The sequence below is a fragment of the Haloarcula regularis genome (assembly GCF_029338315.1).
GTDB classification, from domain to species: domain Archaea; phylum Halobacteriota; class Halobacteria; order Halobacteriales; family Haloarculaceae; genus Haloarcula; species Haloarcula regularis.
Genome location: NZ_CP119794.1, coordinates 3,388,291 through 3,410,408 on the forward strand (window position 1 = coordinate 3,388,291; position 22,118 = coordinate 3,410,408).

Genomic DNA, 22,118 nt, shown 5'->3' on the forward strand with positions numbered 1-22,118 from the left:
CCGTGCCGCAGTTAAATAGATACTTTTCCCTCTCTTAACTCCGTAGAGACCGACTCAGCAGACTAAAATCACCAAATAACAAATAGGTTTGTACATGATCCATCATCCCTGACATGGGTCGCCTACAAGTTTTGGTTGTGATTTTACAACTTACAATCCTTCTCGCCGTGTTATCTCTGGTTTTAGGATCCATCCTCGGCCAGCCGACCCTCTTGGGGTTCGTTACCTCGGGAAGCATGGAACCCACAATCAGGGAAGGTGACGGCTTCGTCGCTATCCCGGCAGCCATCACCGACGATCCGGAAGCGGGTGACGTCGTCGTCTTCCGCGCTGAAGACATCCAGGGCGGCGGTCTCACCACTCACCGAATCGTCGAGGAAACCGACAGAGGATACATCACGAAAGGCGACGCCAATCCGTTCACCGACCAGGACAGCGGTGAGCCACCGGTAAAGTCAGAGCAGATCGTCGCCGTCGCCTGGCAACCCGGCGGCGAGGTGCTGGCGATACCGGGCGTCGGCACCGTCGTCACCGGCACTCAGCGCGTCCTCCAGGTTGTACAGGGCACGCTCGCTTCGGCATTGGGAACCCGTTCACTACTCGGCGTCCAGGGACTCGCGTACCTCGTCTTCGCGCTCTCGCTGCTGCTCTACGGCGTCGATGCGTGGCGTGACAGCGGCCGGGACCGGGGCTCGCGCGACCGGTCGCGGAGCACCGGCACCAGCGCACGCCTGATCGTCGCCGTGCTCGCCGCCGTCGTCGTCGTGAGCGCCACCGCGGCGATGGTCGGGCCCGCGGGTACACAGGAGTTCGGCGTCGTCAGCGCCGAGAGCGACTCGCCGGGGCTGCGGGTCATCGAACAGGGGACCACCGAATCGACCACCTATCCCGTTGGCAACGGTGGGTTCGTCTCCGCAATCGTCTTTCTAGAGCCGAGCGACGGGAACGTCGACGTCCAGCCGCGCGAGCTCACCGTCCCGCGACAGTCGGTGGTCAACGCGACCCTGGCGATTCACGCGCCGCCCGAGACGGGCTATTACCGCTACTTCGTCACGCAACACCGGTACCTGGCGCTGCTGCCGCAGGCGCATATCCGGGCGCTGTACGAGGTCCACCCGTGGGCGCCCATCGTCGTCATCGACGCGCTGCTCGGCGTGCCGTTCTACCTCGTCGGCGTCACACTGGTCGGGACCGGGCGGGTGCGGAGGCGGTCACGGGACACCGGCCGGTCGACGACGGCCCGCGTCCGGCGTCGGGTGCGCCGGCTGTACCGCTAGCCCGAGCCAACCGGAAATATCGGTAGCATAACAATAACCGTCCCCATCGGCCTTGGAGGTCATGGGACCGCTGGTTGCAGGCGCGGGCAGCACTCGAGTCGTGGTTCGACGGTCTCGTCGTCGTGTTTCTCGTCCTGGCACTCGTCGGTGGCTGGGTGGCCTACGGTGCGCACGTCGACCCGGGCACGACCACGGAGGAACGGACCGTCTCGTCGTGGGCGACGACGGGGACCTACACCCACGAGGCGACAGTCACCGAACCGAACCCGGTGTACGACCGCGGGACGACGCTTCGGAACCGGTCGATGTACCTGCTGGCCGCGACGCCGGACCTCGGCGGGCAGTTCGCCTTCTCGTACAACGCCACCGACGGCGGCAGTCTCGACGTCGAGCTTTGAGGAGGCGCTCGTCGTCCGGGCCGTCGACGAACAACAGGAGGGGACGGCAGTGGTCTGGGAGCAGTCCCGGACGCTCGAGACGCGCGCCGAGTCCGACGTGGCGCCGGGATCGCGGGTGACCGTCCCGTTCTCGCTGGACGTCAACCGGACCCAGAACCGGACCGAGCAGATCTCGGAGCGACTGGGGAACCCGCCCGGCGAGCCCCGCGTGCTCCTCGTCACGACGGTCCAGCTCTCGGGGACGGTCAACGGTCAGGCGGTCAACCGGACGGCGGCCTACGCCATGCCGATAACGTTCTCGCAGAACGCCTACCGGGTGAACGCCTCGGCAGACACGACCCGCGACGAGACGACGGCCCTCGTCGAGGTGCCCCGCGAGCCCGGGACGCTCCCCGCCACCGGCGGCCCCTTGCTCTTCGCGCTCGGGCTCCTGGGACTCGTCGTCATCGCCACCATGCGCGTCCGGGGCGACGTCGAGTTGACCGACCGGGAGCGAGCGCGCCTCGCCTTCGAGACCGACCGCGACGAGTTCTCCGAGTGGCTCACGTCGTTCGAGTTGCCGCCGGAGGCGCTGGACCTCCCCCGGGCGGAGGCGTCGTCGCTCGCCGACCTGGTGGACTTCGCCATCGACACCAACAACAGCGTCGTCGAGAACCCGGGCTCGGAGACCTACTACGTCCGCCACGACGGCGTGCTGTACACCTACGAACCGCCAGCGCCGGACGCCCCAGGAGATTCGTCGGCTGGCGATTCGTCGCCGGAGGTCGATGGTGATCTTGACGGGGGCAACGACCAGTAGTCCGCGCTCGGCTCAGTTCGAACTCACGATCTTGACGACCGCGCCCTCCTCCAGTTCCGTCTCGTCGGAGACCCGCATCTCCTTCCGGGCGTCGACGGCGTGGATGTAACCGTCGCCGATGTCCGAGTGGACGGCGTAGGCGAGGTCCTTCGGGGTCGACCCGCGGGGCAACAGGTGGGCGTCGGGGAGCATGTTCCCCTGCCCGTCGGTCCACTTGGTGTCGTTCTGGACGGGATAGGCCGTGATGTGATCCAGCAGGTCGTAGACCGCGGTGTCCATCGCCTGCTGGACGCCGGTGCCGCCCCACTGCTCCATGACGTCGCGGATCCGGTCGAGGCCGGCCCGTTGCTGGTCGCTCACGTCGCCGGTTATCTCGAAGTCGGGGTCGCCCGGGTCGTAGTCGACGACGCCGGCCTCGGCGGCGTTGCGCAGGGCGAGTTCGCCGTCGGCCGTCGCCGGGACGACGATCTCTGCCGCCTCTCGCAACCGCTCGACGTTCCCCTCGGGCGCGACGTCGGCCTTGTTCGCGACGACGACGATGGGTTTGGTCCGCTCGCGGATCTCGCGGGCCAGCGACTCGCGGTGGTCGTCGGTCCACGCGATGGGGTCCTCGGGGTACTCGAGTTCACGTAGCGTGCGGGCCACGTCGAGCTCGCTCGCGCCGACGCCCGCGAGCATGTCCACGAGCGCCTCGTCCAGCGAGAAGTCCGGCGACCGGGACTGGCGCTCGATGGACTCCCAGTTGCGGTCGACGATGCTGGCCAGCCAGAGGTCCATCTCTTCTTCGACGAAGTCGACGTCCTCCACTGGGTCGTGTTCGCCCACCTCGACGGGTTCGCCCTCGGCGTTCGTCCCGCCGGAGGCGTCGACGACGTTCAGGATGACGTCGGCGTTCGTCAGTTCGTCGAGGAACTGGTTGCCCAGGCCGCGACCCTCGTGGGCGCCGGGGACCAGGCCCGCGACGTCGATGAGTTCGACGGGGACGTAGCGCTTGCCGTCCCGGCAGTTCTCGTCGCCACATCGTTCTGCGCGGTCCAGGCAGGGGCACTCGGTCCGGACGTGGCTCACGCCGCGGTTCGCGTCGATGGTGGTAAACGGGTAGTTTCCGACGTCGACGTCGGCCATCGTCGCGGCCTTGTAGAAGGTAGACTTCCCGGCGTTGGGCTTGCCAGCCAGCGCGATAGAGAGCATGCGAGTGCGTACCAGTGGCCCGGGAAAGGGGGTTTCGGTTCGACGGGAGTGTGACCGTCCCCAGTTGTTATGTCCGTCTCGGTGGCACGTTCCCGTATGTCCCCGCCGTCTCGTTCCGACCGTTCGGCGCTCCCCACCGCCGTCGCGGTGCTGGTGGGCCTCGGAATCGCCGCGCGACTGCTCGCTATCGACCTCGTCCCCACGTGGCTCTACGTCGGGCCCGTCACGCTCGATACGCTCAGCCTGCTGGCGCTCTTGCTCGGGTGTGTCGTCGTCGCTGACTGGATTCGGCGTCGGGTCGGCGAGAGCCGGGACGGACTCGAAGGGATCGGGACCGGACTTCTCGGTGTCTTGACCGTCCTCGCGTCGATCTTCGCGCAGGTCTCGCTGAACACCTCGCCGGGCGGCGTCTTCTTCGCGGGTGTGCCGGCGCTGGTGCTCGGCAGCTGTCTGGTCGCAGTCGTCCTCGGGCGCTCGGGGTACCGACTCGTCCGACATGCGCGCAGCGACGGACTCGGCGCGTGATTCAGTCGGAGGCTTCTGCGGACTCGTTCTTTGAGTCGGCCGCCGTCTCCTCCTCGCTCTCGGCACCGTCGTCGGTGGATTTGGATTCCGCCTCGCTGGTCGCCTCGTCGTCACCGTCGTCGGCGTCGCCGTTCTCCATCGCCTCCGCCATCTCGGCCATCGCCGCGGCCGACTCGTCGGGCCGGTCGAGCACCGCTTCTGTGTGCATCCGCATCTCCTCGCGGGCGCGGATGGTCCCGTCGACGGTGGCGTTCTCGTGGAGGTGGACCGTCTTGCCGGAGATGTCGCCCCAGACCTTCGCGCCGGGGCCGATTCGGACGTCGCCGTTCCGGGTCGTCACGTCGCCTTTGATCTCGGTGCCGCGGCCGACGACGACGTCCTGGCGGGCGCGCAGACTGCCGAAGACGACGGTGTCGCGACCCACCTCGAGGGACTTCGCCCGGATGTTGCCGTGGAGGCGGCAGTCGTCGCCGACCGTCGCCGGCGTCGAGACCCGCCAGGCGTCGTCGGAGACTGTGGCGCCCCGCGGGATGCGGATGGGGTCGTGTTCACTCTCGTCGCCGAGCATCTCGTCGAGTACGTCCTTTGCGGCTGCCTCCTCGCCGATACGCAGCAGGTGCGAGAGGTAGACGAACAGGAACACGATGGTCGGCATCGGGTTCCGGATGACGATCCAGCCGTTGGCCTCGAACCCCTCCTCGATGTCGACGTCGTCTCCGACGTCTAAGTCGCCCGCGACGCGGAGTTCGCCGCCGATGTGGACGCGCTCGCCGATGTAGGCGTCCTCGCCGACCAGCACGTTGTCCTGGACGTCACACCACATGTCGAGTCGGCAGTCCCCTCGGCCTCGATGTGGCCGCCGAAGCGAACGCGTTCGTCCGCGACGACCGACCGCCCGCGGACGCCGAACTCCACCGTGCTCTGCCCGCCGATAAGGACGTCACCCTCGGTCACCAGGTCGTGTTCCTCGACGGTGGTGCCGTCGGGAATCGCGAGTTCGGAGAGCGGGTCAGAGCCGAGTTGCACGACGCACATGTGGGAATCCGGCGTATTAAACCCTCAGGACGTGCACGACGGGCGTCTGACGGACGTCTGACGCACCTGCCGCGGCCCGCGAGAGACTACACTTTTATCCGGCCGTCGCCTACCGCTGGCCATGACCGTCCTTTCGTTCGACGAGCAGGGGGTCGACGTCGTCTACGAGGGAACCGAGTTCCGCCTCGAGAAAGACCTCATCGAGGACGCCATCCAGAAGTCCTACCCGGACGTCACCGACCACGAAGTCCTCCAGATCGTCGAACCCGACCCGTCCCTGTCCGGCGAACCCAGCCGAATCGCTGAAATCGTCCGGTGAGACCGGACCGCCGTGGTGTGGTACCTACGAAGGATTTAATACCTTCGAGAGAAACCTTCTGTATTCCAACTATTGTGCCGCCGTCTTGCGATACCGAGCGTCCGAAATCGTGGCAAAAACTCACAATGGCGGCAAGCATTTACGTGTTAGCGGTCGAATGAAGATTAATGTCAAACCCACGTGTCGCGGGAGCCGGTGTCACGAAGTTCGGGAAACACCCCGAACGCACCGGCCGTGACCTGTTCGCACAAGCGGGGCTCGAAGCACTCGACCAGTCCGGGGTCGATCCGGACGACGTCGAGGCCCTGTTCTACGGCAACTTCATGGGCGAACTCGCGGAACACCAGGGGCACCAGGGCCCGCTGATGGCCGAGGCTATCGGCCTGGACGTACCGGCGACCCGGTTCGAGGCCGCCTGTGCGTCCGCGGGCGCGACCATTCGGGCGGCGGTCAAGGAACTCCGCAACGGCGAGGCCGACGTCATCGTCGTCGGCGGGGCCGAGCGGATGACGAACATCGGGACGGCGGCGGCGACGGACGCGTTGGCCATCGCCGCCGACGACCTCTACGAGGTGCGCGCGGGGATGACCTTCCCCGGCGCCTACGCCCTGATGGCCCGCTCGTACTTCGAGGCCTACGGCGGCTCTCGGGAGGACCTGGCACACATCGCGGTCAAGAACCACGAGCACGCGCTGGTCAACGACCACGCCCAGATTCAGAAGGAGATCACCGTCGAGGACGCGCTCGAAGCGCCGACCATCGCCAGCCCGCTGGGCCTGTACGACTCCTGTCCCATCACCGACGGCGCCGCGGCGGCCGTCCTCACCAGCGAGGCTTACGCCGAGGAACACGGCCTGGATGCTCCCGTCGCCGTCACCGGGACCGGCCAGGGTGGCGACAACCTCGCCCTGCAGGACCGCGCCCACTTCGCCCAGACGCCCGCGGCCGACGCGGCGGCCGAGGAGGCCTACGCGGACGCCGGAATCGGCCCTGGCGACGTCGACGTGGCCGAGGTCCACGACTGTTTCACCATCGCCGAGGTGCTCGCTATCGAGTCGCTCGGGTTCTACGAGCGCGGCGAGGGCATCAGCGCCGCCACCGACGGCGAGACGACGCGCCACGGCGACTGCCGGTCAACCTCTCCGGGGGCCTCAAGGCCAAGGGCCACCCGGTCGGCGCGACGGGCGTCGCCCAGCTCGCGACCATCGCCTGGGTGCTCGACGGCTCGCATCCGCGGGCCGACGCCGTCGCGGACGGGAGGGTCGGCGTCTGTCACAACGCCGGTGGTACCGTCGCCTCCACGACGGTCCACGTCCTGGAGGTGGCAGAATGACCGACGCGGCCCCCGACGGGCAGTACGACGCCTGGCTGGACGCAATCGAGGACGACGAGGGCTACTATCTGGTGTGTGCGAACGGGCACGGCTGGCTCCCGCCCAGACGCATCTGTCCGGAGTGTCGCTCGCGCGACCTCAGCGAGGAACTGCTCCCCGCTTCAGGCGAGGTGACGACGCACACGACCATCACCGTCCCGACGCCGCAGTTCGAGGACGACGCTCCGTACGTCACTGCCGTCGCGGACTTCGGACCCGTCTCTATCACCGGGATGGTCCGTGGCATCGACCCGGAAGACGTCGAGATCGGCACGGTCGTCGGCATCGAGGTCGGCGAGCGGGTGACGACGGGCGACCGGGCCGTCGTCTTCCGGCCGCGCTGAGAGCGCCGGCGGTCACTCGACGGTGATCGAGGCCGTCTCGCCGCGGACGACCGCGACGAACTGGTCGGGGTGTTCGACGTGTGGCAGCAGAAGTGAGTCGCCGAAGACGACGAGTCGCGCGTCGGCACGCTCGGCCAGCTCGCGTCCGTCGGAAAGCGGCGTGATGTCGGCGTCCTCGCCCCAGACGAGCGTCGTCGGGACGTCGAGCGATTCGAGCACCGCCCCGAGGTCCTCCTGTGGGTCGAGGAACCCGGAGACGAACGACGCCGGCGCGAACCGGGCGCCCGGCTGGTGGCCGGTCTGCCACTCGTAGTCGACCACGTCGTCGGTGAGGTTGTCCATGTCGTAGTAGCCGTGGTCGGCGTGGAAGTGCCGGATGGAGGGCCTCGAGACGATGAGGTTGTAGACGGCCTGGCCGACGACGGGCGCGCGGAGCAGCGACCGGAGCCAGACGTTCCCGCCGCCCATCGACGAGTCTGTCGGACAGACCAGAATCAGTTCGGCGACGTCGACGTCCCGGGCGGCCGACGCGGCGTAGGCGCCGGTCAGCGAGGAGGCGACGACCGTCGGGTCCGTCACTTCGTCGTCCAGGAAGTCACTGACGAACGTGGTCAGCAGCGACGCGGAGTACAGCAGCGGCGGCCGGTCGGAGTGGCCGAACCCGGGGAGGTCCGGGGCGAGGACGTGGTAGTCCTCTGCCAGCTCCTCGACCACGGTGTGGAACTCGTGGCTGGACCCGGCGGCGTTGATGCCGTGCAACAGCACCAGGTCCGGGGCCTCTGGGTCACCGGCCTCGGTGTAGGCGACGTCGAATCCACGCCAGCGGTAAGTCCGCTGGGTTCCCGGCAGGAAGGGGTCGAACTCGTCGGGCGAGGCCCGGAGGAGTCGGTTGGCGAGCGCCGTCGCGCCGACGGTTCCCGCCGCGAGTCCGAGCACGTTGCGGAGTTTCATGCCCGACCGTAGGGGACAGAAGGCCTTAATACGTAAGGACGGCGACACGTGGCGAACCGACGGACGACGGGGCCGCCTGCGACTACGTCTCGCGGTCCAGACAGTCCCGGAGCGGCGCCAGGACCTCGTCGACCACCGTGTAGGGGTCGATCTCGCGGGCGACCACGTCGTCGACCAGTCGGTCGAGGCCGCCCTGACGCTCGAGCTCGCGGGTGACGAGTCCGTTGGCGTCCTCCCGAAGGAGCGTCCGTATCTCGGCGGCAAAGCGCGCCCGCTCCTGGTCGTCTCGCCGGCCGGTCCGGTCGAGGAAGTCGCCGTGGTCGGCCAGCGCGTCGAGGAACCCCTCGACCCCCTCGCCGCGGTTGGCGACTGTCTCTACGATGGGCGGGCGCCACGTGTCGATGTCCTCGGCCCCGTTCGTCGCCAGGTCCCCCTCAGTCGCCTCTCCGGCGGTCTGGTCGGGGCCGTGGTGGCCGCTGTCCGCCCGGCCGCTTCTCCCGCCGTCGCCCCGGTTCTGCAACATCTCGCGCAGCTGCTGGACGGTTCGGTCCGCGCCGTCGAGGTCGGCTTTGTTGACGACGAAGACGTCGCCGATCTCGAGGATGCCGGCCTTGAGCATCTGGACGTCGTCGCCGCTGCCGGGCGGGACCAGCACGGCCACGGTGTCGGCCGTGCGGACGATGTCGACCTCGTTCTGCCCGGCGCCGACCGTCTCGACGATGATCTTGTCCTTGCCGAAGGCGTCGAGCGCGGTGACGGCGTCGGTGGTCGCCGTCGAGAGGCCGCCAAGCGACCCGCGGGCGGACATCGACCGGAAGAAGACGTCCATGTCGCCGGCGTTGGAGGCCATGCGGATGCGGTCGCCCAGCACCGCGCCCCCGGAGTACGGGGAGGAGGGGTCGATGGCGATGACGCCCACGGTCAGTCCCTGCTTGCGGTAGGCCGCGGCCACCTTGTCGACGAGTGTCGACTTGCCGGCCCCAGGGCTCCCGGTGACGCCGACGACGTCCGCATGGCCGGTGTGTTGATGGAGCGCCGAGACGATGTCTCGATAGCCCGGTGCCCGGTTCTCTATCTTCGTGATGACCCGGGCCAGCGCGCTGTGCTTGCCCGCGAGCAGGTCCGCGACGAGGTCGCTCATCGCTCGGGCGCGTGCTCGCGGATGTAGGCTATCATCTCTTCCATCGACGCGCCGGGCCCGAATATCTCGTCGACGCCCTGGGTGCGCAGTTCCGCCTTGTCGTCGTCCGGGACGATGCCCCCGACGAGCACGAGGCGGTCGTCGAAGGCGTCGTACTGCTTGAGGCCGTCGAGGATCTTCGGGACCAGCGTGTTGTGTGCGCCCGAGAGAATCGAGATGCCGACGACGTCGACGTCCTCCTGGACGGCGGCCTGGACCACTTCATCGGGGGAGCGGTGCAGGCCGGAGTAGATGACCTCGAACCCGGCGTCCCGGAGGGCACGGGCGATGACGTGTGCGCCCCGGTCGTGGCCGTCCAGGCCCACTTTCGCGACCAGGCAGCGAATGGTCCGCTCGCTCTGTTCGTGCTCGACGCTCATGGGAACAGCTACCACGTCCGGTGGTTTCACTCTTGCCCACGCGGCCCCGCCCTCAGGACAGTGCGAGGGCCAGGTAGGGCACGACGAACAGCAGGACGAACAGAACGAGTAGAATCAGCCCGTAGCCCGCGAGGGTACTGGCCGCAGTGAGCCACGCCGGGTGGTCGAACTGGGCGACGCGAGAGGCCATGCCAGCCCTTCGACACCCGCCGGGATAGCCGTTCCGGCGCTGCGAGTCGCCTACATCCCCATATCTTCGGCCGCCGCGGGAACCGGGAGAGAGTGGGGCGCGGCCCCCAGCAGCTCGGCGGCGTGGTCCAGGGCCATGTCGAACCCGTAGTACCGCTCGAGCTCGTCGCCGTCGGCCGTGGGGCGCACCTTCAGCATCGCGTAGCCCTCGCGGTTCTGCGCGATGGCCGCCGTCCCGGACTCGCTCTCGAAGGTCAGCACGCGCTCGGTCTCCGTCTCGTGGTAGCGGGCGGTGACGCCGCCGGCCGACGCCTCGGTCGCTGGCTCGGAGTCGGTCATCGCCGCGGTGTTAGGACTGCCCATAGTGAAAGCTGTCGATGGCCCGCGCGGGACTGGAAGATTTATGCGGTGCTCCCCGCACCCTTCTGGCAGATGACTCCACGCGCCGGCACGGCATGGCTTCGCCGTGCGCTCGCGACGCGGTTCGCCGTCGACACGCGAGCGCTGGCGGTCTTTCGCGTCGCGCTGGCGACGCTCCTGCTCGTCGACCTGGCGCGACGGGCGACGGACCTCGTGGCCTTCTACACCGACCGCGGCGTGTTCCCGCGGGCACTGCTGCCCGTGGTCGAACCGGGCTACCAGTACGTCTCGCTGCACGCCCTCTCGGGGGCGGCGTGGGTCCAGTGGACGCTCTTTGCCGTCGCGGCGCTCGCGGCCGTCTCGCTGCTGGTCGGGTACCGAACCCGCCTGGCCGTCCTCGTCTCCCTGGTCCTGCTGGTCTCGATACAGGCGCGCAACCCCGCGATTCTCAACAGCGGCGACACGCTCTTCCGTCGGCTCCTGTTCTGGGGCCTGTTTCTCCCGCTGGGCGAGCGGTGGGCCGTCGACGCCTCCGGTGAGGACTGGCGGCCGTCGGTCGTCGGCCCAGCGACGGCGGGCCTCCTGCTCCAGGTCGTCGCCGTCTACGCGACGAACGCCGTCGTGAAGTTCCGGGCGGACGTCTGGCTCCGGGGCGACGCGGTCCGCTACGCCTTCCACTGGACCACTTCACGGTGCTGCTGGGCGACGTGCTGGCCGGACACGCGACGCTCCTGACGCTGGCGGACTGGGGGTGGGTGGCGCTCCTGGTCGCCTCGCCGCTGCTGGTCGCCCTGACCGGGTACCCACGAGCAGCGCTGGCGGCCGCCTTCGCCTCGGTGCACCTCGGGATGGTGCTGACGCTCTCGCTGGGCATCTTCCCGCTGGTGTCGGTCACGGCGCTCGTGCCGTTCGTCCCGCCGGTCGTCTGGAACCGGCTCCAACGGCGTGCGCCGACCGGACTGGGGGCGCTCGTCGCGTCGCTACCCGAGCGACGAGGCACCCTTCGGGTACCCGATGGGCTCCGGTCGGTCACTCGCGGGGTCGCGACTGTTTGTCTCGTCGCACTCCTTCTCGTCAACGCCGTCGGCCTCGGGCTCGTGGCCCCGCCCGCCGGGACGCCGGACGCCGTCGCCGACCGGTCCTGGGACATGTTCGCGCCGTCGCCGCCGCTGGGGACGTGGTGGTACGCCGCGCCGGCCACGCTCGCGTCGGGCGAACGCGTCGACGCCCTCAGCCGGGAATCGGTCGACCTCTCGCGGCCGTCGGACGCCGCGAGCGCCTACTCCAACGAGCGCTGGCGGAAGTTCCTGGACGACGCACGCCGCGAGCCCGCGCTCCAGCGGTCCCTGGCCGCACACCTCTGCTGGCGGTGGAACCGGACCCACGGGGACCGGATGGTCCGGGTTCGATTGGTCCAGCTTCGCGAACCGACGGACCTCGACGGCCCCGAGACGGTCGAACGCGAGCAGTTCGCCGCGTTCGACTGCGCGGCGGTCTCCTGAGGACCGCAACACAAAAGAGCGTCTCGAGCCCCGTCACGGTATGGCCAAGTGGTTACAGAGCGGGCGCCGGCGGGACATGTGTATCCTGCTCGCCGGGGCCGAGGACGGGGAACTGGCCGGCCAGCGCCTCAAGACCCGGCTGGAGGACCGCTACGACACCCGCATCGAACCAAGGAGTTTCTACGGGGCCCTGGAGGCGATGGCGGACGCGGGGTTCGTCGAGAAGCGCGTCGACGGCATCGCCGAGACGTACGCCCTGACCGCGGCCGGCGAGCGGCGCCTCCGCGAGCAGTTCGAGTGGATGAGCGACCAGCTGGACTAGACGACCCACTCGAGCGTCTCGACGCGGTACCTGTCGCCGTCGAGGCCCACGAGCCACGAGTACTCGAACGGCGGCGGGAGCCTCGCGTCGTCGGTCAGCGTCTCCCGGAGCGAGGTGAGGGGTTCGGAGGCGGGGAGACACTCCCGGTACTGGTCGGCACTCGCCGCTCGAAGGATGTCGCGCTCGGCGTCCGAGAACCGCTCCGCCGGGAGAAGATACTGCTCGCGGGCGAGCGCCCTGAAGGCGTCCCGGTCAGGCGCGACCGCAGAAGCAGCCACCTCGTGTGTGAACCGCTCTTTGGTCGACCGACCATCGCTCCAGGCCCGGAACCAGCGGTCCCGCCAGTGTACCCACAGCACGTCGCTGGCGGCGGCGAACCGCGAGTTCTCGAGTCCGTCGGGATAAGGGACCGGTGACTCCCGGACGGAGAGGCCCCGCGTCGGGAGTTCCTCGCGGCGTTCGGACCCGGTGCCGAAGACGACCGCATCGAGCGCCTGCTGGTCGGTCTGGGAGGGCTTCGAACTGGACGGTGGTCGCGTCCTCTGGCGGTGACTGTCCTTTCTTCCACTCGACGTTCAGGACGAGCGCGGTGACAGCAGTCTCGTCCGTCGTGGTCGCAGCCAGCCGGTAGTAGCGTCCCTCGAGTTCGACGAACGCCCCGGACGGGACGTGCGGCCGGTGGTTGTAGGACTCGACGGTCGTCGTGCCGTCTCCGACGGCGCGCTCCACGAGCGCGAGGCGCTCGCCCTCGAGGGGCAGCGGCAGCTGCTCGACCGGGTCGAACCGCTCGGCGGAGACGTTCAGCCCCTCGTCGCAGTCGGGCGCCTCCGTGTGGGAGTGTGTCTCGGTGGGGCGCTCCTCCGAGCCGCGGTCGGGTGGGCTCGCCGTCTCGTTCGGTTCGGACTCGGGAGGCGGGGCCGGCGAGACCTCGGCGTCTCGCCCGACCGGCGCGACGCACCCGGCACCTACCGCCGAGGCGACAGTCGCGAGCAGCGCGCGCCTGCGGATCATACCCGGAGCGTGCGCCCGTGCCGGAAAAGGCCTTCTGGACGCTCAAAACGCCGCCGACCTACTCGAGCAGTTGGTCGGCGATGGTGTTCCGGAGCACCTCGCTGGTGCCCTCGTATAGCTCGTTGAGCTTGGCGTCTCGGAAGAACCGCTCGACGGGGAAGTCCTCGGTGTAGCCGTAGCCGCCGTGGATCTGGATGCCCTCGTTGGCGACTTCGCGGGAGACCTCCGAGGCGTAGAGTTTGGCCTGGGCGGCCTCCTTGACGAAGCGCTCGCCGCGCATCTTCTTGTCCGCGGCCCGGTGCATCAGCAACCGGGCGGCCTCGGTCTTCGTGTCCATGTCGGCCAGCTTGTGCTGGATGGCCTGGAACTCCGCGATGGGCTGGTCGAACTGCTCGCGCTCCTGGGCGTACGCGAGGGCCTCGTCCAGCGCGGCCTGCGCGATGCCGACCCCGCGGGCGGCGATGGTGATGCGCCCGCCGTTGAGCGTCTTCAGCGCCTGGACGAAGCCCCGCCCCTCCTCACCGAGTCGGCGGGATTCGGGCAGTCGCAGGTCGTCGAAGCGCAGTTCCGCCGTCGGACAGCCCTTGTCGCCGAGTTTGTGTTCGGTCCCCTCGACGACAAAGCCGTCGTCGGCCTCCGGGCGGACGACGAACGAGGAGATGCCCTTGTTGCCCGCGTCTGGGTCCGTCTTCGCGAAGAGGACGACCGTGTCGGCGACCGACCCGTTCGAGATCCACAGTTTTCCCCCGTTGACGACGTACTCGTCGCCCTCGCGTCGGGCCGTCGTCTCCATCGCCGGCACGTCGCTGCCGGCGCCGGCCTCCGAGAGAGCGAAGGCGCCGATATCCTCGCCCTCGGCGAGCGGGACGAGGTACGCCTCCTTTTGGGCCTCGTCGCCGAACTCGTAGATCATGTTGCAGGCCAGCGAGATGTGGGCGGCGACGATGGTCCCGAGACCGCCGCTCCCGCGGGAGATCTCCTCCAGGGCCATCGCGTAACTGTGGTAGTCCAGGCCGGCGCCGCCGTACGACTCGGGGATGGGCATCCCCATCAGGCCGAGGTCGGCCATCTCCGAGACGAGGTCCGCGGGGAACTGGTCGCTCGCGTCGATGTCGGCGGCCTGGGACGACCTCCTCGTCGACGAACTCCGCGACCATCTCCCGTATCTGGCGCTGCTCCTGGGTGGGGCTGAAATCCATGCGACCACGTACCGACTAGCGACTCTTTACTGTTGGCCAACGGGACACTCGTTGTCGGGGGTTTGGGCCGCGGGCGACCGACCGCGTCCGCTCTACTCGTACTCGTAGAACCCGGCGCCGGTCTTCTTCCCGAGGTCGCCGGCGGCGACCTTTCGCTTGAGGAGGTAGGCCGGCTGGTACCGGTCACCCAGTTCCTCGTGGAGGGTCTCGCTCGCGTCGAGGACGACGTCCAGGCCGATGTGGTCGGCCAGTTCGAGCGGTCCCATCGGCACGTTCGTCCCCAGGGTCATCCCCCGGTCGATGTCGGCCTTCTCGGCGACCCCCTCGTCCAAGGCGCGGACCCCCTCGTTTATCCAGGGCATGAGGATGCGGTTGACGACAAACCCCGGTTTGTCGTCGGCCTCCCACGTCTCCTTGTCCAGGTCGGCCGCGAAGTCGTGGGCCAGGCGCACCGTTCCGGCGCTCGTCCGCTCTCCCACGACCACCTCGACGCCCTTCATGATCGGGACCGGGTTCATGAAGTGCAGCCCCAGCACGTGCTCGGGGTGGTCGGTGACGCTCGCGATGGTCGTCACCGAGAGCGTGCTGGTGTTCGTCGCCAGGACCGTCTCCGGCCCACAGACCGCCGACAGCTCCTCGAAGACCGTCTGTTTGACCTCCATGTCCTCGGTGACCGCCTCGACGATCAGGTCGGCGCCCGCCAGGTCCGCGAGGTCCGTCGTGCCCTCGATACGCTCGCGGGCGGCCGCCGACTCGCCCTCGGAGACGGCCTCGCGCGCGACCAGTCGGTGGAGACTCTCCTCGATGGCGTCGAACCCCTTTGAGACCAGGTGCTGGTTCACGTCGCGCATGACGACGTCGTAGCCCGCCGTCGACGCGATCTGTGCGATACCGCTCCCCATCGTCCCCGCACCGACGACACCGACGGTGTCTATCTCTTGAATTTCCATATGTGAACCCTTCGCAGACCCTTCGTGTAAGTCTGCCGACGTTCTTTCGGCCTGCGTGGCGCAGAGTCCGGCGGGACGTTCGCTCGCCCGCGTCCGCCGCTGCGTCGAAAGGTTCACTCGGCTTGTAGTAAATGTCAGAGAAAAGATACTTATGGGTGCCGCGAGTATCAGTGTTCGATGACAGCCTTCGGACGACCTCCGGCTCTACCCCCGTCAGTCGGGCTCTCGGCGTCCGAAGCCGCGCGACTCCTTCCCAACCAATGAGCAAGTCACTCGACATCCCGACCAGTTCGACCGACCGGACGATAGATACGATTCTCGACACCATCTCGTCGACGACGACGGACGTTCGCTCGGCCATCGCCGGCCACCGGGAGACGGCCGGGACCACCAACCCCACCGGCGACACCCAGCTGGCCGCCGACGTCAGGGCCGACGAGCTGTTCGAGCGCCGCGTGCTCGACGTCGACGGCGTCGCCACCTACGCCAGCGAGGAGCGCGAGTCCCTCGCGACGGCCGACGGCCGCCTCCACGTCGCGATGGACCCCCTGGACGGCTCCTCGAACCTGGTCCCCAACAGCGGCATGGGAACCATCTTCGGCGTCTACAGCGAGCGCCCGCCGACGGCCGGTCGGAACCTCCTGGCCGCCGGGTTCGTCATCTACGGCCCGGTGACGTCGATGGTGGTCGCCCGGGACGGCCACGTCCGCGAGTACATCGTCGAGGATGGCGAGCAGCGCCTGGTCGACGACGACGTGACCCTCCCCGAGGACCCGACGGTGTTCGGGTTCGGCGGCGGCGAGGACTCCTGGACGGACCCCTTCACCGACTACGCCGACGAGATTCGAAAGGAGCTCAAGCTCCGCTACGGCGGCGCGATGATAGCCGACATCAGCCAGGTGCTCTCCTACGGCGGCGTCTTCGCGTACCCGGCGCTGCAGTCCCGGCCCGAGGGCAAGCTCCGGCTCCAGTTCGAGGGCCAGCCCATGGCCTACATCGTCGAGACGGCGGGCGGCCGCTCCAGCGACGGCACGCAGTCCCTGCTCGACCCCGAGCCGGCCGAACTCCACGAGCGGACGCCGCTCCACCTCGGGAACGCGGAGCTCATCGACCGGCTCGAGGCGTCGCTTCAGTAACCCAGGTATATCGCGAGCGCCTTCAGGACGCCGTAGACGACGACCACCAGCCCGACGGCTGCCGAGAGTATCGTGCCGACGATGCCGCTGGGCCACAGCGAGAGCGGATTGGGCACCCCCAGGTCGGGCAGCGAGAGTGACGGGAGCGACGGGCCGCCCGCACTGACGTTCGCGACCCGCCGGTTCGCCACCGTCAGAGTCCCGCCCTCCGGCACCGTCCGTGCGAACTCGGTCGTCCGCGTCTCGCCGGCCGGCACCGTCACCGTCCGACTGGTCAGGACACTCCCGTTCAGGGCGACGACGACGCGGCGGTCTCCGGTGGCTGTGCCGCGGTTCGCAAGGTCCACGGACACCACCGCCTGGTCGCCCGCGCTCGGCGCCTCGGGCGTGACGGTGACGTTCGCGACGACGACGTTCGGCTCGCCGCGCTCGGTGGGTGCGGGCGTCGACTGTTCCTGTGCCTGCGCCGTCGCGCCGGATTCGGTGTCGTCCCCTGGTTTGGACGCCCCCGTACCGACGACGAAGGTCGAGAGCCCGGGCGAGGATGCCTGGTAGACTACCCGCGAACCGGTGCGGTCCACGACGGCGGTCTCCAGCGGGACCCACCCGCCCTCGTCACGATAGAGCGTGACGCTGGCCGGGTCGGTGTCGGTGGCGTTCAGCGCCGCCCGTGAGACGGCGAAGGTGAACGTGACGCCGCTGGCGGTGGCGCTGCCGTGTGCGAGGTCGAACCGGACGAGGCCCACCTCGCCGGTGGCCGTCGCGAACGACGGCGGCGTCCGGTCCCTAGCCCGGACGGACAGCGTGACCGTCTCGTTCGCCGGGAACGTCGCCCGGATGCGCTCTACCGAGGCGTTCGCGCCGGTCACCAGCGACCCATTCGTCGGCGTGACTCGCTGGGTGGTCCCGGTGCCGGTCAGATTCGCCACGGCGCGCCGCGCGCTCGGTTTCCTGACGTCCACACCGCCGTCGATGCCGGCACCGACGACCGCCACCCGGTGGGTCTCGACGGCCCTGTTCCCGAACGGGTCGGTCACCGCGACGCTGAGCTCGTGGGTCCCGGGACTGGCAAACGCCACCGTCACGGCGTCGCCCGGCAGGATCGTGCCGCCGTCGACGCGCCACCGGTAGGACGCGATGCCCTGGGCGTCGGTCGCGTTCGCGGTGACGGTGACCGACTCGCCGACCGTCGCGTTGGTCGGACCCGCGACGGTGACGGTGGGGGCCGACCCGTCGTACCTGAACGTCCGCTGGTGGCCGAACCGGATGGCGTTGTCGTGCTGGTCCTCGACCGAGAGCAGTATCATGGAGTACTCGCCTTCCTCGGGGAAGGTGTATCGGGTGGTGTAGGTCACCGAACCGCCCGCGTCGACGCTGAAGTTCGAGCGGTAAAGCGTGTCTATTTGCGGGCCGCCGATGGAGAGCGTGAGGTTGCCCAGACGCTCGCTGACCGTGATCGCCATCTCGACGGTCGAGGTGTTCACCCGCGTCGTCTCGAAGGCCTGGTAGCGTGGCGTCACCGTGTCCATGCCGGTCGCGGTCACCGTCCCGTCGGTGAGCGGGTTGCCGGCCTCGTCGACGATGGTGGCGCCGCTCCGGAGACCGACGGTGACGTTGTTCACGTTCAGGCGCTCGGCCAGGCGCAGCGACACCCGCGCACCCGTGCGGTTCGCGCCCGAAGCGTTGATCGACGTGACCGAGACGTTCTCGACGGTCCCGCTCGACAGCAGGAAGTCGTCTCGCGTGATGCTCCCGGTGTCCAAGGTCCCGTTGTCGTAGACGGTGACCTCGATGGTCGTCGCGTTGCCCTTCGTGGCCGTTCCCCACTCGGGGCCTCGGTGTCGGCGGCCGCGACGGCCCCGGTGAACGCGGGGAGGGCGACGAGCGCCACCAGCACCCCCACCACGCACACCACCCCCAGACGCCACTGGCGATACCGCCGTCCGGGGCTGCGCTCTCCCCCCGCCTCCCGGTACATTGCTACGTAGTTGCCCAGCGCCCGGTATCAATCGCACGGCGACATTACCGTGGTTGATAACCGCGTGCTTGGAGGGGTAACTACTGAAACCCCTCCGGCCGTGAGGTGTGGTATGAAGGTTCGCATCGCTGCAGAGGCCAGCCGGGACGAGGCCTCGGCAATCGCCGCCGCGGTCGCCGAGCACGTCGGCGAGACCGTCGAGGTGTACGTCGGCGATGCCGAGGAACCGACGCTGGTCCGGGAGGTCCTCCAGTCGGACGACGACGCGGGCGCGACGGCCGACGAGGACCTCGGCCCGACCGAGCGCGAGGCCCGCCTGCGCGAGGAGATCGCCGACATCGAACGCGGCGGCCCCGAAAAGTACCGGGAGCGGCTCGCCGACCAGGGGAAGCTGTTCGTGCGCGACCGCCTCAGGCTCTGGTTCGGGGAGGCGGGACTGGACTTCGAGGACGGCCGCTTCGCCAACTTCGACAGCTGGCACCCCGACAGCCCCGACGTCGAGGACGCGGACCCCGACACCCGCCTCCCGGCCGACGGCCTCGTCACGGGTGCGGGCACGCTCGACGGCCGGCAGGTCCACGTCGGCGCCAACGACTTCACCGTCAAGGCCGGGTCGGTCGCCGCGCGCGGCGTCGAGAAGTTCATCCGCCTCCAGGAGCGCGCCCTGAAGACCGGGCGGCCGGCGCTGTATCTGGTCGACTCCTCGGGCGGCCGCATCGACGAGCAGCGTGGCTTCTTCGCCAATCGCGAGGGCATCGGGAAGTTCTACTACAACCACTCGCGCATCTCCGGGGTCGTCCCACAGATATGCGTCCTCTACGGCCCCTGTATCGCCGGGGCTGCCTACACGCCGGTGTTCTCCGACTTCACGGTGATGGTCCGCGGGATGAGCGCGCTGGCCATCGCCTCCCCGCGGATGGTCGAGATGGTCACGGGCGAGGATATCGACCTGCAGGAACTGGGTGGTCCGGACGTCCACGCGAAGTACTCGGGCAGCGCCGACCTGGTCGCCGAGGACGAGGACCACGCTCGCGAGCTGGTCGCCGACCTCATCACGTACCTGCCGGACAACTGTGACGAGCGGCCGCCTCGTCGTGAGGGCACCGACCCTGCCCACTCGCCGTCCGAACTCGACGGCGTCGTACCGGCCGAACCCAACAAGGGCTACGACATGCACCGGGTCATCGAGCGCGTCGTCGACGCCGACTCCTTCTTCGAACTCCAGCCGGAGTACGGCAAAGAGATCCTCACCGGGTTCGCTCGCATCGACGGCCGGGCGGTCGGCGTCGTGGCGAACCAGCCGAGCCACCGCGCCGGGGCCATCTTCCCCGATTCGGCGCGCAAGGCCGCCGAGTTCGTCTGGAAGTGCGACGCGTTCAACGTCCCGCTCCTCTATCTCTGTGACACGCCGGGGTTCATGGCCGGGTCGGGCGTCGAGAAGGAAGGCATCCTGGAGGCCGGCAAGAAGATGATATACGCCACCTCGGAGGCGACGGTGCCAAAGCAGTGTGTCGTCGTCCGCAAGGCCTACGGGGCGGGCATCTACGCCATGTCGGGACCGGCCTACGACCCCGAGTCGACCATCGCGCTCCCCTCCGCGGAGATCGCCATCATGGGCCCCGAGGCAGCCATCAACGCCGTCTACGCGAACAAACTCGACGCCATCGACGACCCCGAGGAGCGGGCCGAGCGCGAACGGGAACTCCGCGAGGCGTACCGCGAGGACATCGACGCCCACCGGATGGCCAGCGAGGTGGTCATCGACGAGATCGTCCCGCCGAGCGACCTGCGGGCGGAACTCGCGGCGCGGTTCGAGCTGTACGAGACCGTCGAGAAGGACCGGCCAGAGAAGAAACACGGGACGATCCTCTGAGCGCGGACTCGAACGTCTCCCGTGCTGTCAGATCCGCGGAAGGCTGTCGTCTCACTCGGCCCGAGCGTGTCGATTCGGGAGTTTCCTAGCAGTGATACCTGCCGTAGTATTCCACCCTGTCATTTATACCGATTCGATGGATATGTTAGGCAATGGCTACCGACGTTCTTTCGAAGATCCCTTCCGGTACGCCCGGTCTGGATTCCGTTCTCGGTGGTGGTGTTCCAGAGGGGCACACGACCATCGTCTACGGAGGTCCGGGGAGCGGCAAGACCATCCTCGCGCTCCAGTTCCTCGCCGCGGGTGGGCCCGGCCTGTACGTCGGATTCGAAGAACGGGAACGGGAGCTTCGACGGAACGCCGACGCGCTGGGCATCGACCTCTCGAACGTCGACGTGCTCAATCTCAGTCCGGCGGGCGAGCAGTTCTTCACCGACGACTCCTACACCGTGTTCCCGACCGAGGAGGTTGAGGGCGAGGACCTGCTCGCACAGATTGCCACGGAACTCGAGGCGAGTGACGTCGACCGGCTCGTCGTCGATCCGCTCTCGGAACTCCGGTCGCTCCTCCCCGGTGACTTCCAGTTCAGGCGGAAGATCAGCTCGCTGTTCAACGCCCTCACCGACCGCGGTGTCACCACGGTCTGTACCGCACAGTCGCCGGACGGCGCCACCCAGGACGACCTCCAGTTTCTCGGGAACACCGTCCTCGAACTCCAGCGGACGACCGACCACCGGACGCTCGAGGTGACGAAGTACCGGGGCTCGGAGTTCGCGTCCGGCGTTCACACGTACCGCATCCACACCGGCACCGGCGGGCACGTCTATCCCAAGCTCGAGCCCGGCGACCACGAGCGGGCACACGAGCGGACTCAGCTCCCGTCGGACGTCCCCCGGCTCGACGAGTTGCTCCACGGCGGCATCGAGCGCGGGTCGGTGACTGTCATCTCGGGACCGTCTGGCGTCGGCAAGACGATAACGGGCTCGCAGTTCCTGCAGGCCGCCGCCGACCGCGGACACCGCTCGCTCGTGTACCTCTTCGAGGAGCTCCGTTCCGATTACCTTTATCGCGCGACAGAACTGGGGATGAACATCGAAGAGCACGTTGAGGCCGGGATTCTCGAACTCGAGGAGGTCGAGGCGCTCACCCGAAGCCCCGACGAGTTCGCCGCTCACGTTCGGGAGGCCGTCGAAGAGCGGGACGTCGAGTTCATCATGCTCGACGGGATCGTGGGCTATCGCCAGGGATTGCGAGGTGACGACTCGGCGGAGGCCCTGTCGCGGGAACTACACGCGCTCTGTCGATATCTCAAGCGCATGGGCGTGACCGTCGTGCTCGTCGAGGAAGTCCAGTACGTGACGGGGGAGTTCTCGCCCACGGAGCACAAGATCAGCTACCTGGCGGACAACATCGTCTTCATGCGGTATCTCGAATCCGGGGGAACCCTCGAGAAGGCCATCGGCGTCCTCAAGAAGCGATACGGCGACTTCGAGAGAGCACTCCGCTTAGTCTCGATCGAGTCGGGGACTGGCCTGACCGTCGGTAACCCGATCACTGGCTACCACGGGCTCCTGACCGGCATCGCCAAGCCCGCGGACCAGTCCACCGGCGACGGCGACGGTGACGAATAGAACATATGGCCAGGGACCGTACCCGACCGTCGGCACAGATCGGGCTCGACGTCGACAGGGACCGGGACCGGGAGCTGCTCGCGAAACTGTTCGTCGACTCCGAGGTCCGAGAGTTCTCCGGGCCGGTCCCCGACGAGACGGACCTCTGTATCATCGACGAACGTGCGCTGGAGCGCTCGTCCGACCGGTTCGAGGC

22 protein-coding genes and 3 pseudogenes are annotated in these 22,118 nt (G+C 68.5%); 13 read left to right on the forward strand and 12 right to left on the reverse strand.

From position 1 onward, the window contains the following. Positions 1 to 113: 113 nt before the first annotated feature. The 3 genes from P1N55_RS18315 (at position 114) to P1N55_RS18325 (ending at position 2,474) form a co-directional block, all read left to right on the forward strand. Positions 114 to 1,277: a signal peptidase I gene (locus P1N55_RS18315; protein WP_276276895.1), complete on the forward strand. Its 1,164-nt coding sequence runs from the start codon at positions 114 to 116 to the stop codon at positions 1,275 to 1,277. Between the two features lie 74 nt (positions 1,278 to 1,351). Continuing rightward, a complete protein-coding gene (locus P1N55_RS18320; RefSeq protein WP_276276896.1) occupies positions 1,352 to 1,675 on the forward strand; it encodes a hypothetical protein in 324 nt (107 codons plus the stop codon). Between the two features lie 49 nt (positions 1,676 to 1,724). Next, a complete protein-coding gene (locus P1N55_RS18325; protein WP_276276897.1) occupies positions 1,725 to 2,474 on the forward strand; it encodes a DUF5305 domain-containing protein in 750 nt (249 codons plus the stop codon). Positions 2,475 to 2,486: 12 nt separating this feature from the next. Here P1N55_RS18325 and P1N55_RS18330 read toward each other — a convergent pair whose 3' ends face one another. Continuing rightward, entirely contained in the window at positions 2,487 to 3,665 is a 1,179-nt protein-coding gene (locus tag P1N55_RS18330; RefSeq protein ID WP_276276898.1) for a redox-regulated ATPase YchF, read from the reverse strand. A gap of 96 nt (positions 3,666 to 3,761) precedes the next feature. Here P1N55_RS18330 and P1N55_RS18335 point away from each other — a divergent pair, with 96 nt between their 5' ends. Beyond that, positions 3,762 to 4,190 (forward strand): hypothetical protein, encoded by a 429-nt coding sequence (locus tag P1N55_RS18335; protein WP_276276899.1) that lies wholly within the window; start codon positions 3,762 to 3,764, stop codon positions 4,188 to 4,190. Between the two features lies 1 nt (position 4,191). On the opposite strand, the pseudogene P1N55_RS18340 reads toward P1N55_RS18335, so the two are convergent. Beyond that, a pseudogene (locus P1N55_RS18340) lies at positions 4,192 to 5,225 on the reverse strand (polymer-forming cytoskeletal protein). 121 nt (positions 5,226 to 5,346) lie between these two features. Here P1N55_RS18340 and P1N55_RS18345 point away from each other — a divergent pair. The 3 genes and pseudogenes from P1N55_RS18345 to P1N55_RS18355 all read left to right on the forward strand — a co-directional run bounded on the left by P1N55_RS18345 (position 5,347) and on the right by P1N55_RS18355 (position 7,260). Beyond that, a complete protein-coding gene (locus P1N55_RS18345; protein WP_276276900.1) occupies positions 5,347 to 5,544 on the forward strand; it encodes a DUF5800 family protein in 198 nt (65 codons plus the stop codon). A gap of 167 nt (positions 5,545 to 5,711) precedes the next feature. Then, a pseudogene (locus tag P1N55_RS18350) lies at positions 5,712 to 6,877 on the forward strand (thiolase C-terminal domain-containing protein). Beyond that, complete coding sequence (locus tag P1N55_RS18355; protein WP_276276901.1) at positions 6,874 to 7,260, forward strand: Zn-ribbon domain-containing OB-fold protein; 387 nt, start codon at positions 6,874 to 6,876, stop codon at positions 7,258 to 7,260. The pseudogene P1N55_RS18350 and the gene P1N55_RS18355 overlap by 4 nt, the downstream one beginning before the upstream one ends. A 12-nt stretch (positions 7,261 to 7,272) precedes the next feature. On the opposite strand, the gene P1N55_RS18360 is transcribed toward P1N55_RS18355, so the two are convergent. The 5 genes from P1N55_RS18360 to P1N55_RS18380 all read right to left on the reverse strand — a co-directional run bounded on the left by P1N55_RS18360 (position 7,273) and on the right by P1N55_RS18380 (position 10,299). Next, positions 7,273 to 8,211: an alpha/beta fold hydrolase gene (locus P1N55_RS18360; protein WP_276276902.1), complete on the reverse strand. Its 939-nt coding sequence runs from the start codon at positions 8,209 to 8,211 to the stop codon at positions 7,273 to 7,275. An 82-nt stretch (positions 8,212 to 8,293) separates the two neighbouring features. After that, on the reverse strand, positions 8,294 to 9,352 hold the full coding sequence (meaB, locus tag P1N55_RS18365) for a methylmalonyl Co-A mutase-associated GTPase MeaB (protein ID WP_276276903.1): 1,059 nt from the start codon (positions 9,350 to 9,352) through the stop codon (positions 8,294 to 8,296). After that, the gene (locus P1N55_RS18370; RefSeq protein WP_276276904.1) at positions 9,349 to 9,771 is read right to left on the reverse strand and encodes a cobalamin B12-binding domain-containing protein; all 423 of its coding nucleotides are present in this window, start codon (positions 9,769 to 9,771) and stop codon (positions 9,349 to 9,351) included. Before P1N55_RS18370 ends, meaB begins: the two co-directional genes overlap by 4 nt. Positions 9,772 to 9,823: 52 nt before the next feature. Next, positions 9,824 to 9,961 (reverse strand): hypothetical protein, encoded by a 138-nt coding sequence (locus P1N55_RS18375; RefSeq protein WP_276276905.1) that lies wholly within the window; start codon positions 9,959 to 9,961, stop codon positions 9,824 to 9,826. Between the two features lie 50 nt (positions 9,962 to 10,011). Further along, positions 10,012 to 10,299 carry a DUF7111 family protein gene (locus P1N55_RS18380; protein WP_276276906.1) on the reverse strand — a complete coding sequence of 96 codons (288 nt, stop codon included), beginning with the start codon at positions 10,297 to 10,299 and terminating at the stop codon, positions 10,012 to 10,014. Positions 10,300 to 10,392: 93 nt separating this feature from the next. On the opposite strand from P1N55_RS18380, the gene P1N55_RS18385 reads away from it, so the two are divergent. The 3 genes from P1N55_RS18385 to P1N55_RS18395 are packed head-to-tail and all read left to right on the forward strand — an operon-like array spanning position 10,393 to position 12,144. After that, complete coding sequence (locus P1N55_RS18385) at positions 10,393 to 11,055, forward strand: hypothetical protein (RefSeq protein WP_276276907.1); 663 nt, start codon at positions 10,393 to 10,395, stop codon at positions 11,053 to 11,055. Beyond that, the gene (locus P1N55_RS18390; RefSeq protein WP_276276908.1) at positions 11,013 to 11,822 is read left to right on the forward strand and encodes a hypothetical protein; all 810 of its coding nucleotides are present in this window, start codon (positions 11,013 to 11,015) and stop codon (positions 11,820 to 11,822) included. Before P1N55_RS18385 ends, P1N55_RS18390 begins: the two co-directional genes overlap by 43 nt. Positions 11,823 to 11,862: 40 nt before the next feature. After that, positions 11,863 to 12,144 (forward strand): helix-turn-helix transcriptional regulator, encoded by a 282-nt coding sequence (locus tag P1N55_RS18395; protein ID WP_276276909.1) that lies wholly within the window; start codon positions 11,863 to 11,865, stop codon positions 12,142 to 12,144. Here the strand turns inward: P1N55_RS18395 and P1N55_RS18400 are convergent. The 4 genes and pseudogenes from P1N55_RS18400 to P1N55_RS18415 all read right to left on the reverse strand — a co-directional run bounded on the left by P1N55_RS18400 (position 12,141) and on the right by P1N55_RS18415 (position 15,304). Then, positions 12,141 to 12,422 (reverse strand): hypothetical protein, encoded by a 282-nt coding sequence (locus P1N55_RS18400; RefSeq protein WP_276276910.1) that lies wholly within the window; start codon positions 12,420 to 12,422, stop codon positions 12,141 to 12,143. The two genes, P1N55_RS18395 and P1N55_RS18400, sit on opposite strands and share 4 nt — an antisense overlap. Next, positions 12,397 to 13,155: a hypothetical protein gene (locus P1N55_RS18405; RefSeq protein WP_276276911.1), complete on the reverse strand. Its 759-nt coding sequence runs from the start codon at positions 13,153 to 13,155 to the stop codon at positions 12,397 to 12,399. Before P1N55_RS18405 ends, P1N55_RS18400 begins: the two co-directional genes overlap by 26 nt. Before the next feature lie 58 nt (positions 13,156 to 13,213). Continuing rightward, positions 13,214 to 14,354: pseudogene (locus P1N55_RS18410) on the reverse strand (acyl-CoA dehydrogenase). A gap of 92 nt (positions 14,355 to 14,446) precedes the next feature. Beyond that, positions 14,447 to 15,304 carry a 3-hydroxyacyl-CoA dehydrogenase family protein gene (locus P1N55_RS18415; protein WP_276276912.1) on the reverse strand — a complete coding sequence of 286 codons (858 nt, stop codon included), beginning with the start codon at positions 15,302 to 15,304 and terminating at the stop codon, positions 14,447 to 14,449. Positions 15,305 to 15,564: 260 nt separating this feature from the next. On the opposite strand from P1N55_RS18415, the gene P1N55_RS18420 reads away from it, so the two are divergent. After that, the gene (locus P1N55_RS18420) at positions 15,565 to 16,440 is read left to right on the forward strand and encodes a class 1 fructose-bisphosphatase (RefSeq protein WP_276276913.1); all 876 of its coding nucleotides are present in this window, start codon (positions 15,565 to 15,567) and stop codon (positions 16,438 to 16,440) included. On the opposite strand, the gene P1N55_RS18425 is transcribed toward P1N55_RS18420, so the two are convergent. Next, entirely contained in the window at positions 16,434 to 18,350 is a 1,917-nt protein-coding gene (locus tag P1N55_RS18425) for a PKD domain-containing protein (RefSeq protein WP_276276914.1), read from the reverse strand. The two genes, P1N55_RS18420 and P1N55_RS18425, sit on opposite strands and share 7 nt — an antisense overlap. A gap of 180 nt (positions 18,351 to 18,530) precedes the next feature. Between P1N55_RS18425 and P1N55_RS18430 the strand changes: the two genes are divergently transcribed. After that, positions 18,531 to 20,291: an acyl-CoA carboxylase subunit beta gene (locus tag P1N55_RS18430; RefSeq protein WP_276276915.1), complete on the forward strand. Its 1,761-nt coding sequence runs from the start codon at positions 18,531 to 18,533 to the stop codon at positions 20,289 to 20,291. Between the two features lie 152 nt (positions 20,292 to 20,443). Continuing rightward, on the forward strand, positions 20,444 to 21,922 hold the full coding sequence (locus P1N55_RS18435; protein WP_276276916.1) for an ATPase domain-containing protein: 1,479 nt from the start codon (positions 20,444 to 20,446) through the stop codon (positions 21,920 to 21,922). Positions 21,923 to 22,118: the final 196 nt, after the last annotated feature.